Origin of the sequence: Streptomyces sp. NPDC091412, assembly GCF_044756885.1 — a bacterium.
Classification (GTDB): Bacteria; Actinomycetota; Actinomycetes; order Streptomycetales; family Streptomycetaceae; genus Streptomyces.
The window spans coordinates 690,382-702,490 of the sequence record NZ_JBIVTV010000003.1; the positions used below are offsets into that span (position 1 = coordinate 690,382).

A 12,109-nucleotide genomic window follows, 5' to 3' on the forward strand; every position below is an offset into this window, starting at 1 on the left:
CGGCGCGCCAGAGCTGCAAGGAGTCGCTCATGCGACACCCCCCGCGTTCAGTCCTTTTAGCCATCGCCGGTGCGGTCGCGCTCGTCGGGAGCGTGGTCGTGCCGGCCGTCACGGCGCACGGAGCCGCACCCGCGTGCACGGTGGAGTACACCGTCACCAATCAGTGGGACGCCGGCTTCCAGGGCGACGTGAAGATAACCAACAACCAGGCTCCGATGAGCAGTTGGAGTCTCACCTTCGACTTCGCGGGCGGTCAGAAGGTCACCCAGGGCTGGAATGCGAAGTGGTCCCAGTCCGGTACGACGGTGACCGCCGCCAACGAGAGCTACAACGGTTCGCTCGGCACCGGCGCGAGTGTCAGCGCGGGTTTCCTCGGCTCCAGGTCGGGGAGCAATCCCGTGCCGACGGCCTTCAAGCTCAACGGCACCACCTGCAACGTCGACTCGGAGCCGTCCACACCTCCGACGGATCCGCCGCCGACCGGTGACGGCAAGGCACCCGCCCTGCACGTCTCCGGCAGCAAGCTGGTCGACGCCGCCGGGAAGAACCGCCGGCTGCTCGGGGTCAACCGCTCCGGCGGCGAGTTCATGTGCGTCCAGGGCTACGGCATCTGGGACGGCCCCGTGGACGACGCCGCGATCAAGGCGATCGCCGACTGGAAGGCGAACGCCGTCCGTATCCCCCTCAACGAGGAGTGCTGGCTGGGTCTTTCCAACATCAAACCGCAGTACGCGGGCGCCAACTACATCAACGCGGTCAAGGAGCTGGTGGCCCGGGTCGAGGCGCACGGCATGACCCCGATCGTCGAACTGCACTGGACCTACGGCCAGTACACCGGCAACTCGGCGGGCTGCTCCGACGTCCACGCCGCCTGCCAGAAGCCGATGCCCGACGCCCAGTACACCCCGTCGTTCTGGTCCTCGGTCGCCGGCACCTTCAAGGGTGACCAGGCCGTCGTCTTCGACCTGTTCAACGAGCCCTATCCGGACCGGGCGACCTCCAGTCTCACCGACGCCTGGAAGTGCTGGCGCGACGGCGGCACCTGTCCGGGCATCGGGTACCAGGTCGCCGGCATGCAGAGCCTCGTCGACTCGATCCGCGGTGCCGGGGCCAAGAACGTCATCCTCGCCGGTGGTCTCGCGTACTCCAACGACCTCGGCCAGTGGCTCACCTACCGGCCCAGCGACCCGACCGGCAATCTGGGCGCCTCCTACCACGTCTACAACTTCAACACCTGCTCCAGCGCGAGCTGCTGGAACTCCACCCTCGCCCCGGTCGCGGCCCAGGTGCCGCTGGTGGCCGGGGAGATCGGCGAGAACACCTGCTCGCACGGATTCATCGACCAGGTCATGAAGTGGTTCGACGACCGTGGCCTGTCCTACCTGGGCTGGACCTGGAACACCTGGGACTGCTCCTCCGGGCCGTCCCTGATCTCCGCCTACGACGGTACGCCCACGGCGTTCGGTGCCGGGCTGCGCGACCACCTGCGCGCCCTCACCCCCTGAGTCTCTCCTCGCACGTCCGAGTCCGCAACTCCACGTCCACAACCCCGAGTCCGCACGTCTCTTTCCGAGAGTCCGAAAGGCCGAAAGTCCGAAAGCCCCCCATCCGCAAGTCACGTTCGAAAGAAGGAGCACTTCGCACTCATGAGCCGCACCAGAACATCGATACTCGCCGCCATGGCCCTGGTGGCCGGGGCCACGGGGACGGCGCTGACCGCCGCACCCGCCAGTGCCGCCGTCCCCTGTACCGTCGACTACAAGGTCAACCAGTGGGACAGCGGCTTCACCGCCGATGTCACCGTCAAGAACAACGGCGCCGCCAAGTCGAGTTGGTCGCTGAAGTGGACCTACGCCGGTAACCAGAAGGTCACCAGCGGCTGGAACGCGAAGGTCAGCCAGAGCGGTGCCAACGTCACCGCGGCCAACGAGACCTACAACGCCAGCCTCCCGACGGGCGGTTCCGTCAACTTCGGCTTCCAGGGCACCTACAGCGGCACCAACGCGATCCCCGCCGCCTTCACCCTCGACGGTGTCACCTGCAACGTCGACAGCGGCGGCGGCGACCCCGGCGGCGGTGACCCGGGCGGCGGCGACCCCGGCGGCGGCAACGGAAGCCGGGTCGACAACCCGTACGTCGGCGCCAAGGTGTACGTGAACCCGGAGTGGTCCAAGAAGGCCGCCGCCGAGCCCGGCGGCACCAGGGTGTCCAACCAGCCGACCGGCGTCTGGCTCGACCGCATCGCCGCGATCAACGGCGTGAACGGCGGCATGGGCCTGCGCGCCCACCTCGACGAGGCCCTGAAGCAGAAGGGCACCGGCGAGGAGGTCGTCCAGGTCGTCGTCTACGACCTGCCGGGACGCGACTGCGCGGCCCTCGCCTCCAACGGCGAGCTCGGCCCGACGGAGATCGACAAGTACAAGACGCAGTTCATCGACCCGATCGCGGCCATCCTCGGCGACTCCAAGTACTCCTCGCTGCGGATCGTCACCACCATCGAGATCGACTCGCTGCCGAACCTGGTCACCAACACCAGCGGCCGCGCCACCGCCACACCGCAGTGCGACACCATGAAGGCCAACGGCAACTACGTCAAGGGCGTCGGCTACGCACTGGCCAAGCTCGGCAAGATCCCGAACGTCTACAACTACATCGACGCCGGACACCACGGCTGGATCGGCTGGGACGACAACTTCGGCCCGTCGGCCGACATCTTCAAGCAGGCGGCCACCAGTGAGGGCGCGTCCGTCAACGACGTGGCCGGCTTCATCACCAACACGGCCAACTACAGTGCCCTGAAGGAGAACAACTTCTCGATCACCGACCAGGTGAACGGCGTCTCGGTGCGCCAGTCCAAGTGGGTGGACTGGAACCAGTACGTCGACGAGCTGTCGTTCGCGCAGGCCTTCCGCAACAAGCTCGTCTCGGTCGGCTTCAACTCCAACATCGGCATGCTGATCGACACCTCCAGGAACGGCTGGGGCGGATCGGCGCGTCCGGCCGGTCCGGGCGCCAAGACGAGCGTGGACACCTATGTCGACGGCGGGCGCTACGACCGCCGCGTGCACATGGGCAACTGGTGCAACCAGGCGGGCGCCGGTCTCGGTGAGCGTCCGAAGGCGGCCCCGGCCGCCGGCATCGACGCCTACGTGTGGATGAAGCCCCCGGGGGAGTCCGACGGTTCCAGCTCGGCCATCTCGAACGACGAGGGCAAGGGCTTCGACCGCATGTGCGACCCGACCTACGGTGGCAACGCCCGCAACGGCAACAGCGCGTCGGGCGCGCTGCCGAACGCTCCGGTCTCCGGGCACTGGTTCTCCGCCCAGTTCCAGGAGCTGATGAAGAACGCGTACCCGGCTCTGTGATCTGAGGCGATCCGCCGGGGCCGGCCCTGCCGGGCGGCCCCGGCGGGCGGTGAACGGCTCCTCCCCGCGGCCGGGGGGCACCTGCCCCCGGCCGTTTTGCCGCCTCGGCAACAGGAGTGGCCCTCTCCCGGTGCGGCGGCGCAGGCTGGCCGCACCGGACAAGAGAGGCTGATCACATGGCGCACCAACCCCGCGGACACCACGATCACGAGGGGGCTCACCCCGGCCGGCACGACCACCACGGCCACGGCCACGGTCACACCGACATCGACTGGGCCGTCATGGCTCCGCTGCTCGAAGCCCAGGCGGAGCTGTTCGCGCCCCTGTACGGGAAGGTCATGGCGTGGCTGGGGGAGCAGGCGCCCGAGCCCGGCCTGGTCGTCGACGCCGGCAGCGGGCCGGGTGTGATCTCCGGCCTCTTCGCCGAGGCGTTCCCGAGTGCGCGGGTCGTCGCGGTGGACGGTTCCGAGCCGCTGCTGGAGCGGGCCCGGGCCCGGGCCGCCCGCCTCGGCCTGGCCGATCGCCTCGGCACTCTCACCGGTGAACTCCCCGACGTACTGGACGAGTTGGAGTACCCGGCGGATCTGTTGTGGGCCGGCAACAGCCTGCACCACCTGGGCGACCAACGGGCCGCCCTCGCCGTGTTCGCCGAGCGGCTGGCGCCCGGCGGCACGCTCGCCCTGCTGGAGGGCGGTCTGCCCGCCCGGTTCCTGCCCCGCGACCTCGGCATCGGCCGACCGGGCCTCCAGGCGCGTCTCGACGTGGTGCAGGAGGACTGGTTCGCGCGCATGCGGGCGGAGTTGCCGGGCTCGGTCGCCGAGACCGAGGACTGGCCGGCGCTGCTGGCGTCCGCGGGACTGAGGCCCAGCGGCACCCGCAGCTTCCTGCTCGACCTGCCCGCCCCGGTCTCCGATCCGGCCCGCGCCTATGTCGCCGCCGATCTGAACCGGCTCCGCGAGTCCCTGGAGAGCGGCATCGACGACGAGGACCGTGCCACCCTCGACCGGCTCCTCGACCCCGAGGACGAGGCCAGTGTGCACCGCAGGAGCGACCTCTTCGTGCTCAAGGCGTACACGGTGTACACGGGGGTGCGGACCGGCTGAGCCGCAGGGGCACGGCAGTTGCTCGGCGCCGGGCACCGAGGGGCCGTCGCCGGACGCGGCGAGCGGCGGCTCCGTGACTTCGCCGGGGCGGATCGTGCCGGCCGGCAGGGGCGTGGGGGTGGTGACCCCGAGGCCGGCCCGACTCAGCCGCCCCTCCGGCCCTCCTGGCTCAGTTGGCGGCGATGAACTCCCTCGCCAGCCGCTCGCCGAGCGCGACCGCCGCGCTGTGGCTCTCGATCGGCGAGGCCCGGGAGTTCCTGAACAGGATGTACGTCACGCCGGAGTCGACGCCGCCGGTGACCGGGTCCGGGTTGATGCCGAGGGCCTTGGCCGTGGCGTACGAGGCCTCACCGATGATCTTCGAGGGGCCGGTGTCGCCGACGACCGCGTACTCGACCCTGTTGTTGTGGATCACGGCCACGACGCTGCCGCCCCTGATGCCGGATCCGGCGTAGTTCCAGATGCCGCTCGGGCTCGGGACCACGACGTACGGCAGCGACTCGGACTTGAGCGGCCGGCCGTCGGACTGGTGGAAGGCCGTGTCGTTCTGGAACCAGGGGTCGATCTTCTCATTGCAGTGGGTGGTGCGCTGGCCGTCGCAGTCGATGTCCATGTCGGCCTTCCAGAACACCGCACCGTTCTTGCCGCACACGGGGACCGTGGCCGAAGCGCCCGCGTCCGTGCGGTACTTGCCGTTGGATATCTGCCGGCAGGTCCTCACCTTGGCGAGCAGGTCGGCGGCGCCGACCGAGCCCTCCCGTACGGACCGGGGTCCGGTGGCGCCGGCGGCGTGCGCGGGGAGCATTCCAGTGGTGAGCAGGGCCGCGCTCAGGGCGGTGGCGAGGGGCGGTCTTCGTACGTGCACTGCGGGCTCCTTCTGTCAGGAAAGTTTCCTTACCGGGAGGTGCGTTCCAACAGCGACGAAGCGCGGCGCGCCCCGGAACCGCCGGGCAGTGGTCCGAGGCGCGCCGTGGGCCGGCCGGGTCAGGCCATGTCGAACTTCGCCGGGTCCGGGCCCAGGCGCCGGTCCTCGTTCAGGGCGCTGATCGCCGCGAGGTCCTCGTCGTCCAGGCTGAAGTCGAAGACCTCGATGTTCTCCCGGATCCGGGAGGGCGTCACGGACTTCGGGATCACGACGTTGCCGAGCTGGAGGTGCCAGCGCAGCACGATCTGGGCGGGTGTGCGGTTGTGCTTCTGTGCGATCGCCACGATCGCCGGGACCTCCAGGAGGCCCTTGCCCTGGCCGAGCGGCGACCAGGCCTCGGTGGCGATGCCCTGCTCCGCGTGGTACTCGCGGGCGGCGTGCTGCTGGAGGTGCGGGTGCAGCTCGATCTGGTTGACCGCCGGGATCACCGAGGTCTCGGCGATCAGGCGCTCCAGATGCTCCGGAAGGAAGTTGGAGGTGCCGATCGCGCGGATGCGCCCAGCCGCGTGCAGCTTCTCGAACGCCTTGTAGGAGTCGACGAACTTCCCCCGGGCCGGCGTCGGCCAGTGGATCAGGTAGAGGTCCACGTACTCCAGGCCGAGCTTGGACAGCGACGCGTCGAAGGCGCGCAGCGTGGACTCGTATCCCTGGTCGCTGTTCCAGAGCTTGGTGGTGACGAAGACCTCCTCGCGCGGGATGCCGGATGCGGCGATGGCCTTGCCGGTGCCCTCTTCGTTGCCGTAGATCGCCGCTGTGTCGACGCTGCGGTACCCGGCCTCCAGCGCGGTGGCGACGGCCCGCTCCGCCTCGTCGTCCGGCACCTGCCAGACGCCGAAGCCCAGCTGGGGCATCTCGACGCCGTTGTTGAGGATGATCGGGGGGACCTTGCTGCTCACGAGCTTCTCGATCCTTCGCTTGTCGTCGTGTGTCGGTCCCATCGTCAACGATCACGAGCCTGATCGCATTCCTGAGCGGCCGTTCCGGCCGGAACCGTCTGGAACCTGCCGGAACCTGCTGGAAACGGCCGGGCGGCTGGGGCGGTGCGGTCCCGCTCAGATCCGGTACAGCGCCTCCACCTCGTCGGCGTACGCGTTCTCGATGGCCTTGCGCTTGAGCTTCAGGGACGGGGTCAGCAGGCCGTGCTCCTCGGTGAACGGCTGGGCGAGGATACGGAAGGTGCGGATCGACTCGGCCTGGGAGACCAGCGTGTTGGCGGCGACCACCGCTCGGCGGACCTCCGTCTCCAGGTCGGGGTCGTGCACCAGCCGGGCCGCCGGCATCCGCGGCTTGCCGCGCATCTGGAGCCAGTGCTCGACGGCCTCCGTGTCGAGGGTGACCAGCGCGGCGACATAGGGGCGGTCGTTGCCGACGACGATGCACTGGGAGACCAGCGGGTGGTCGCGCACCCGCTCCTCCAGCACGCCCGGCGCCACGCTCTTGCCGCCGGAGGTCACCAGGATCTCCTTCTTGCGGCCGGTGATCGTCAGATAGCCGTCCTCGTCGAGGGAGCCGAGGTCGCCGGTGGCCAGCCAGCCGTCGTGCAGGGTCGCGTCGGTGGCCTTCTTGTTGTGGAGGTAGCCCTGGAAGACGTTGTCGCCGTGCAGCCAGATCTCACCGTCGTCGGCGATGTGCACGGTGCTGCCCGGGATGGGCTGCCCCACCGTGCCGTAGCGGGTGCGCTCGGGCGGGTTGGCGGTGGCCGCCGCGGTGGACTCGGTCAGCCCGTAGCCCTCGTAGATCTGCACTCCGGCGCCCGCGAAGAACAGGCCGAGCCGGCGGTCCATCGCCGAGCCGCCGGACATCGCGTTGCGGATCCTGCCGCCCATGGCGGCGCGCACCTTGGAGTACACGAACTTGTCGAAGAACTGGTGCTGCATCCGCAGTCCGGCCGAGGGGCCGGGGCCGATGCCCCACGCCTTGGCCTCGACGGCGTCCGCGTACTTCACGGCGACCTCGACGGCCTTCTCGAACGGACCGTCCCTGCCCTCCTTCTCCGCCTTGCGGCGGGCGGCGCCGAACACCTTCTCGAAGATGTACGGCACCGCCAGGATGAACGTCGGCCGGAACGCCTGGAGGTCGGGCAGCAGCGCGGAGGCGCTCAGCTGCGGCTGATGGCCGAAACGGACCTTGCCGCGGATCGCGGCGACCTCCACCATCCGGCCGAAGACGTGGGCGAGCGGCAGGAACAGCAGCGTCGCCGCCTCGTCGCCCTTCCTGCTGTGGAACACCGGCTCCCAGCGCTCGATCACCGTGTCCGACTCGTACATGAAGTTGCCGTGCGACAGCACGCAGCCCTTGGGCCGGCCGGTGGTGCCGGAGGTGTAGATGACGGTCGCGACCGAGTCCGGGGTCACCGCCTCCCGGTGCCGGTGCACCACGTCGTCGTCGATGTGCCCGCCCGCGTCGTACAGCTGCTGCACGACGCCGGTGTCCAGCTGCCACAGCTGGCGCAGCCGCGGGAGCCGGTCGATGACGGTGGCGATCGTCATCGCGTGCTCCTCGTGCTCCACGACCGCCGCCGTGACCTCCGCGTCGTACAGCATCCAGAAGCACTGCTCGGCCGAGGAGGTGGGGTAGAGCGGCACCACCTGGGCGCCGATCGTCCACAGCGCGAAGTCGAACAGCGTCCACTCGTAGCGGGTACGGGACATGATCGCGACGCGGTCGCCGAAGCGGATGCCCTGGGCGAGCAGGCCTTTGGCGAGGGCGAGCACCTCGTCGCGGAACTCAGCGCAGGTCACATCCCGCCACCTGCCGAACTCGTCCTTGCGGCCGAGCGCGATGTGGAGCGGGTCGTCCAGCGCATGCTGGAAGACGACGTCGGCCAGTCCGCCCACCGGCGGTGGCAACGTCGACGGAGGGCTGGTGAACTCGCGCAAACCCCGCTCCCGTTCCTTGTGACGCTCCGCACAGCGCCGTGAAAGCTACCCCAGCGCGGCGGGGGACGGGAGGGCCCGCGAAGGCGGGCAGCGCCTCGGGGGACGCCGGAAAATGCGCTCACAAGGGGAAGGGTCGGACAGGATTTCCTACGGAACAGTAAGTTTCGGTGCCGTTATCTCCACCGAATCTGTACGGCCCGATTACGGCCCTCGGAACCGGCCGGCCCGACGGCCGCGGCGACCGCCGTGAACAAGCCAGGCGCCGGTCGCGGCGACGGCCGTCGCCGACCCGGACCGATCGCGGTCTAGTGCTGTGGCCGGGAAGGTTTGCCGGGAAGCTCGCGGCGTCCGGTGCTGGGGGCACCTCCCACGCCGTTCAGGCTGTGGGGGAGCCTCGCGAGGCGGAGCATTGCCCGCGTACTGGATGTACTCGGGTGATGCGACAACGCGGCGTGGGGGTACCCCCGGCCGAAGGCTGGGGGAGTGCCGTGCCGGGCGTCGCGAGCCGGTGAACCTTTCCGGTCACAGCACTAGCCGACTCCGCGCCGGTGGAGGCGGTCGCCGCTGGTCAGGATGGCCGTGGCCAGGGCGTCGGCCGCGTGGTGGGGCGTGTCGTGACGGCGGCCGTGGACGAGGACGAAGTCGACTCCGCCCAGTTCCGGCAGGCCCGCGCGGTCCGGGACGCGCGCCAGGCCCGGCGGGATCAGGCCACGGGAGTGGGCCATCACACCGAGGCCCGCGCGGGCGGCGGCGACCAGCCCGTTGAGGCTGCCGCTGGTGCAGGCGACGCGCCACGGCCGGCCCTGGCGCTCCAGGGCCTCCAGGGCGAGGGCCCGGGAGATGCCCGGCGGCGGGTAGACGATGAGCGGCACCGGGCGGTCGGGGTCCAGGCGCAGCCGCTCGGCGCCGATCCAGACCAGGCGGTCGCGCCAGACCGGCTCGCCGTGCGGGTCCTCGGGGCGCCGCTTGGCCAGCACCAGGTCGAGCTTTCCGGCGGCGAGCTGCTCGTGCAGGGTGCCCGACAGCTCCACCGTCAACTCCAGGTCGACCTCGGGATGCTCGTAGCGGAAGCCCTCCAGGATCTCCGGCAGCCGGGTCAGCACGAAGTCCTCCGACGCGCCGAACCGCAGCCGGCCGCGCACCCGGGCGCCGGTGAAGAACGCCGTCGCCTGCTCGTGCACCTGGAGGATCCGGCGCGCGAAGCCCAGCATGGCCTCGCCGTCCTCGGTCAGCTCCACCGAGTGGGTGTCGCGGGTGAACAGCAGCCTGCCGGTCGCGTCCTCGAGACGGCGCACGTGCTGGCTGACGGTCGACTGGCGCAGCCCGAGCCGCCGGGCCGCCCCCGTGAAGCTGAGGGTCTGGGCCACGGTCAGGAAGGTGCGCAGCTGGGCGGGGTCGTACACGAGGCACAGGTTATCGCGGTTATCGCACAACGCGATGACAGTCAGAGCGGTATGACGGATTCCCGATCGATCTCGGAGGGAGCACGATGGAGAGGGGATCCGTCGGCCTGTGAAACGGGCCGCACGGGCGCGACGGCGCCCGTACCGAACCGAACAGCACGAGCAAGTGGAGCACCGTGAAACGCCTGCGCAGGACGAACCGGCTGCCGATCGACCCGTACATCGTCCTGTTGCTGGCGACGGTGGGCATCGCGGCACTCCTCCCGGCCCGCGGCACGGCCGCCCATGCGGCCTCGGGCGCCTCGACCGCCGCGATCGCCCTGCTGTTCTTCCTCTACGGCGTCCGGCTGTCCACCCGTGAGGCGCTGGACGGCCTGAAGCACTGGCGGCTGCATGTCACGGTCCTGGCCTGCACCTTCCTGATCTTCCCGCTGCTCGGCCTCGCCGCCGGCGGACTCGTCCCGGTGCTGCTGAACCAGCCGCTCTACCAGGGCCTGCTCTTCCTCACCCTGGTCCCGTCGACCATCCAGTCGTCGATCGCGTTCACCTCCATCGCCCGCGGCAACGTGCCCGCCGCGATCTGCGCCGGCTCCTTCTCCTCCCTGGTCGGCATCATCCTGACCCCGCTGCTCGCGGCGGCGCTGCTCGGCAACAGCGGCGGTGGCTTCTCCGGGCACTCGCTGGTCACGATCGTGGTGCAACTGCTCGTGCCGTTCGTCGCCGGGCAGGTCCTCAGGCCGTGGATCGGAGGCTTCGTCGCCCGGCACAAGAAGGTCCTCGGGCTGGTCGACCGCGGCTCGATCCTGCTCGTCGTCTACACCGCGTTCAGCGAGGGCATGGTGCGCGGCATCTGGCACCAGGTCAGTCCCGTACGGCTCGGCGGGCTGCTCGTCGTCGAGGCCCTGCTGCTCGCCGTGATGCTCGCCCTGACCTGGTACGGCACACGGGCGCTGGGCTTCTCCCGCGAGGACCGCATCGCGGTGCAGTTCGCGGGCTCGAAGAAGTCGCTGGCCTCCGGGCTGCCCATGGCGAGCGTCCTGTTCGGGGCCCATGCCTCGCTCGCCGTGCTGCCGCTGATGCTCTTCCACCAGATGCAGCTCATGGTGTGCGCGGTGATCGCCAAGCGCCGGGCGCGGGACCCCGAGGCGCGGCAGGAGGGCGCCGAGCGGGCGCCGTCGGCGGCGTCACGCACCGCGGTCGGCACGGCGACCCGTCCTCGTTGACAGGTCCTCGTTGACAGGTTCCCGTTGACAGGTCTCCGTTGTCGACCGCGGGGCGGCTCAGCCGTGGGCGGCCGCCTCCCGCAGGGCTATCCTCTCCGCGCCCGCGTACACGTTCATGGAGCTGCCCCGCAGGAAGCCCACCAGCGTCAGTCCCGTCTCCGCGGCCAGGTCCACCGCCAGGGACGACGGCGCCGAGACGGCCGCCAGCACCGGGATACCGGCCATGACGGCCTTCTGGGCCAGCTCGAAGGAGGCGCGACCGGAGACCAGCAGGATCCTGCGGGACAGGGGCAGGTCGCCGTTCTGCAGGGCGCGGCCAATCAGCTTGTCGACCGCGTTGTGCCGGCCCACGTCCTCCCGTATGTCCAGCAGTTCGCCGTCCTCGGTGAACAGGGCCGCCGCGTGCAGTCCGCCGGTGCGGTCGAAGACGCGCTGGGCGGCCCGCAGCCGGTCGGGCAGGCTCGCCAGCAGCTCGGGCCCGACCCGCAGCGGAGGCGTGTCGGAGATCGGCCAGCGGGCCGTCGTACGGACCGCGTCCAGGCTCGCCTTGCCGCACAGGCCGCACGACGAGGTCGTGTACACGTTGCGTTCGAGGGTGATGTCGGGCAGGACGACGTCCGGCGCGGTCTTCACGTCCACCACGTTGTACGTGTTCGAGCCGTCCGCCGTCGCACCCGCGCAGTACACGATGTTCACCAGGTCGGACGTGGCGGCCAGCACGCCCTCGCTCACCAGGAAACCGGCCGCCAGCGCGAAGTCGTCGCCCGGTGTGCGCATGGTGATCGCGAGCGGCTTGCCGTTCAGCCGGATCTCCAGCGGCTCCTCGGCGACCAGCGTGTCGGGACGGGACGAGACGGCTCCGTCCCGGATGCGGATCACCTTGCGTCGTTCCGTGACTCGTCCCATGTCCTGATCAGCCCCGGTTCTGTGCGCTCTCCGGCCGAAGCGGCCCCGACGATCTCATTGTCCTGCACGCGCGGCAGGGGATCTCGGCGGGAGAACCCCGCCCCCGCCCATGGCGGCCGTGACCTCTCCAAAGAGCCGCCTGAATACTGTCGACGATGTATTGTCTGCCGCACGTGGCCACCGGGGCAAGGGCCCCCGGCCGTGAGGGCGGGCGTCCCTCTGACAGAAGCCGACAAGCGGGGACCGTCAATCCTGTGACTTCACCTGCCGCGTTACCCGTGAGTCACTGATCAGACTGGTGAATC

The 12,109-nt window shown here is 70.2% G+C and carries 9 protein-coding genes; 4 read left to right on the forward strand and 5 right to left on the reverse strand.

The genetic code is table 11. The features are described from left to right. Window positions 1–29: 29 nt before the first annotated feature. The 3 genes from ACIQMV_RS11125 (at window position 30) to ACIQMV_RS11135 (ending at window position 4,468) form a co-directional block, all read left to right on the forward strand. Window positions 30–1,505, forward strand: a complete 1,476-nt coding sequence (locus ACIQMV_RS11125; protein WP_402592414.1) for a cellulose binding domain-containing protein — start codon at window positions 30–32, stop codon at window positions 1,503–1,505. 141 nt (window positions 1,506–1,646) lie between these two features. Further along, window positions 1,647–3,365, forward strand: coding sequence for a glycoside hydrolase family 6 protein (locus tag ACIQMV_RS11130; protein WP_402592415.1), 1,719 nt, complete (start codon window positions 1,647–1,649; stop codon window positions 3,363–3,365). Window positions 3,366–3,541: 176 nt separating this feature from the next. Then, on the forward strand, window positions 3,542–4,468 hold the full coding sequence (locus ACIQMV_RS11135) for a class I SAM-dependent methyltransferase (RefSeq protein WP_402592416.1): 927 nt from the start codon (window positions 3,542–3,544) through the stop codon (window positions 4,466–4,468). A gap of 169 nt (window positions 4,469–4,637) precedes the next feature. Here ACIQMV_RS11135 and ACIQMV_RS11140 read toward each other — a convergent pair whose 3' ends face one another. From ACIQMV_RS11140 to ACIQMV_RS11155, 4 genes are all read right to left on the reverse strand, one after another. Continuing rightward, a complete protein-coding gene (locus ACIQMV_RS11140; RefSeq protein ID WP_402592469.1) occupies window positions 4,638–5,273 on the reverse strand; it encodes a glycoside hydrolase family 75 protein in 636 nt (211 codons plus the stop codon). Window positions 5,274–5,452: 179 nt separating this feature from the next. Then, on the reverse strand, window positions 5,453–6,289 hold the full coding sequence (locus tag ACIQMV_RS11145) for an aldo/keto reductase (protein WP_402592417.1): 837 nt from the start codon (window positions 6,287–6,289) through the stop codon (window positions 5,453–5,455). Between the two features lie 156 nt (window positions 6,290–6,445). Further along, a complete protein-coding gene (locus ACIQMV_RS11150) occupies window positions 6,446–8,272 on the reverse strand; it encodes a long-chain fatty acid--CoA ligase (RefSeq protein WP_141356675.1) in 1,827 nt (608 codons plus the stop codon). Between the two features lie 530 nt (window positions 8,273–8,802). Then, complete coding sequence (locus tag ACIQMV_RS11155; protein ID WP_141356673.1) at window positions 8,803–9,675, reverse strand: LysR substrate-binding domain-containing protein; 873 nt, start codon at window positions 9,673–9,675, stop codon at window positions 8,803–8,805. 203 nt (window positions 9,676–9,878) lie between these two features. Between ACIQMV_RS11155 and ACIQMV_RS11160 the strand changes: the two genes are divergently transcribed. Beyond that, window positions 9,879–10,898 (forward strand): bile acid:sodium symporter family protein, encoded by a 1,020-nt coding sequence (locus tag ACIQMV_RS11160; protein WP_402592470.1) that lies wholly within the window; start codon window positions 9,879–9,881, stop codon window positions 10,896–10,898. A 57-nt stretch (window positions 10,899–10,955) separates the two neighbouring features. On the opposite strand, the gene fdhD is transcribed toward ACIQMV_RS11160, so the two are convergent. Continuing rightward, window positions 10,956–11,804, reverse strand: coding sequence for a formate dehydrogenase accessory sulfurtransferase FdhD (gene fdhD, locus ACIQMV_RS11165; RefSeq protein WP_141356669.1), 849 nt, complete (start codon window positions 11,802–11,804; stop codon window positions 10,956–10,958). Window positions 11,805–12,109: the final 305 nt, after the last annotated feature.

Excerpts from the sequence above, each read along its gene's own strand:
- ACIQMV_RS11125 (WP_402592414.1), top strand. The coding sequence starts at position 30 with ATGCGACACCCCCCGCGTTCAGTCCTTTTAGCCATCGCCGGTGCGGTC.
- ACIQMV_RS11130 (WP_402592415.1), top strand. The coding sequence starts at position 1,647 with ATGAGCCGCACCAGAACATCGATACTCGCCGCCATGGCCCTGGTGGCC.
- ACIQMV_RS11135 (WP_402592416.1), top strand. The coding sequence starts at position 3,542 with ATGGCGCACCAACCCCGCGGACACCACGATCACGAGGGGGCTCACCCC.
- ACIQMV_RS11140 (WP_402592469.1), bottom strand. The coding sequence starts at position 5,273 with ATGCTCCCCGCGCACGCCGCCGGCGCCACCGGACCCCGGTCCGTACGG.
- fdhD (WP_141356669.1), bottom strand. The coding sequence starts at position 11,804 with ATGGGACGAGTCACGGAACGACGCAAGGTGATCCGCATCCGGGACGGA.